The sequence below is a fragment of the Stenotrophomonas sp. P5_B8 genome (assembly GCF_054049855.1).
Genome location: NZ_JBFULO010000514.1, coordinates 1 through 2,358, shown reverse-complemented (window position 1 = coordinate 2,358; position 2,358 = coordinate 1). Strand labels below are relative to the sequence as shown.

The 2,358-nt window shown below is 68.7% G+C and carries 2 protein-coding genes; both read right to left on the bottom strand.

Annotated features, from left to right (window positions below):
* Positions 1 to 173 precede the first annotated feature (173 nt).
* Complete coding sequence (locus tag ACXJKH_RS18775; RefSeq protein ID WP_256776881.1) at positions 174 to 569, bottom strand: CopL family metal-binding regulatory protein; 396 nt, start codon at positions 567 to 569, stop codon at positions 174 to 176.
* Between the two features lie 94 nt (positions 570 to 663).
* Positions 664 to 2,358: DNA helicase RecQ (gene recQ, locus ACXJKH_RS18770; RefSeq protein WP_457321633.1), on the bottom strand; the 1,695-nt coding region annotated here is incomplete at its 5' end.

Genomic DNA, 2,358 nt, shown 5'->3' with positions numbered 1-2,358 from the left:
GCCCTGCACGAACAGGCGGCGCGACGGCATGGGCAGGCTGCCCGGGCCGGGTGTGTTGGGGAAAGACATTGCAACTCCGAATCGGATCCGAATGGCACACGGGTGCCGTCACACCGCGCACGCAACGGCGTGCACGGCATCGCATCGCACTGGCGCTCGCGATGAGCGCCGGATCAGGCGATCGGAGGCCGGGTGATGCGGTCCAGCGGCGGCGTCGGCAGCGACGGGCGCGTAGGGCTGGTCGGTACCAGCGACAACGGCGGCGGGCTGGGAATCCAGCTGATCGCCGCGGTCAGGCTGGGGTGCTGCGCGCAGTTGCGCAGGCAGTCCTTGATCTTGCAGTGATCGCCGTCGTGCGGCGCCTGCGCGGCGGCGCCATCGGCGACGCTGGCGGTGTGATCGTGGTGGCGCGTCGGGGCCGGGGCGTCGCCGTGGCAGGGCGGCGCGGGTGCGGCGGCCACCGGGGCCGCCATCGCCAACGCCATCGGTGCGGCCATGGCCACGTTCAGCCCGTTGAGCAACAGGCTGAGCATCAGGACCACGCGCAGGAGGAGGGAGCCGGCGGACATGCGGCTTACCCTAGCGCCAAACCGGTGCGCCTGCACCTGCGGCTGAACGCGATATTCAAGTCTGGAGACGGCTCCGTCGGGGCGCGTGCCTGCATCAGCCTTCTTCGCGGACGATATCCACCAGCCGCTCGCCGYAGCGGGCCAGCTTGGTGCCGCCGATGCCACCCACCCGGCCCAGGGCATCGATGCTGGTCGGGCGCTGTTCGGCGATGTTGCGCAGGGTGCTGTCGTGGAAGATGACGAAGGCCGGCACGTTCTGTTCCTTGGCCAGTTCGGCGCGCAGGCTGCGCAGCGCGTTGAACAGGGCCAGGTCCTCGGGCAGCACGGACAGGCCGGTCCGCTGGCCGCTGCGGTCGCGTTCGCGGGTCTTGGGGCTCTCCCGTCGCATCATGACCTTGCGCTGGCCCTTGAGCACCTCGCGGCTGCCGTCGGTGAGGCGCAGGCCGCCGTAGGCTTCGCTGTCCACTTCGAGCAGGCTGGCGGCGACCAGTTGCCGGAACACGCTGCGCCATGTGCGGGCGTCGAGGTCCTTGCCGATGCCGTAGGTGCTCAGTTCGGTATGCCCGAACTGGCGGATCTTGTCGTTCTCGCCGCCACGCAGGATGTCGATCAGGTGGCCAACGCCGAAGCGTTGGCCGCTGCGGTAGACGCAGCTGAGTGCCTTCTGCGCGGCAACGCTGGCATCCCAGGCGTCTGGCGGGACCAGGCAGTTGTCGCAGTTGCCGCAGGGCTGCGGGTAGGTTTCCCCGAAGCCGGCGAGCAGCACCTGGCGGCGGCACTGCATGGATTCGCAGTAGCCGAGCAGGTGGTCGAGCTTGGAGCGTTCCAGGCTTTTGCGTTCTTCACCGGCTTCGGACTGCTCGATCATCTGCTTGAGCAGCACGACATCGCCCAGGCCATAGCAGAGCCAGGCTTCGGCAGGCTCGCCGTCGCGGCCGGCACGGCCGGTTTCCTGGTAGTAGCCTTCCATGGACTTGGGCAGGTCGGTGTGGGCGACGAAGCGGACGTCGGGTTTGTCGATGCCCATGCCGAAGGCGATGGTGGCGCACATGACGATGCCGTCCTCGCGCAGGAAGCGGCGCTGGTTGGCGGCGCGTACTTCGGCGGGCAGGCCGGCGTGGTAGGGGAGGGCGTTGAGACCTTCCTTGCACAGGAATTCGGCGGTTTCCTCGACCTTGCGCCGCGACATGCAGTAGACGATGCCGGCTTCCTGGCGGTGGACCTTGAGGAAGTCGAGCAGCTGGCGCTTGGCGTTGTCCTTCTGGACGACGGTGTAGCGGATGTTGGGCCGGTCGAAGGAGCTGACGAAGTGCTGGGCGCCGGTGAGGTCGAGCCGCTCGGCGATTTCGCGCTGGGTGGGCGGGTCGGCGGTGGCGGTGAGGGCGATGCGCGGGACGTCGGGCCAGCGTTCGTGAAGGACGGTGAGCTGGCGGTACTCGGGGCGGAAGTCGTGGCCCCATTGGGAGACGCAGTGGGCTTCGTCGATGGCGAACRGGGCGATGGTGCTGCGCGAGAGCAGCGACAGGAAGCGTCCGGTGAGCAGGCGTTCGGGGGCGACGTAGAGCATGTCCAGTTCGCCGGCGAGCAGGTCGCGTTCGACCCGGGCAGCGGTTTCGCCATCGAGGGTGGAATTGAGGTATTCGGCGCGCACGCCGAGCTGGCGCAAGGCTTCGACCTGGTCCTGCATGAGCGCGATCAGCGGCGAGATGACGATGCCGGTGCCGTCGCGGAGCATGGAGGGCACCTGGTAGCACAGCGACTTGCCGCCGCCGGTGGGCATCAGTACGAG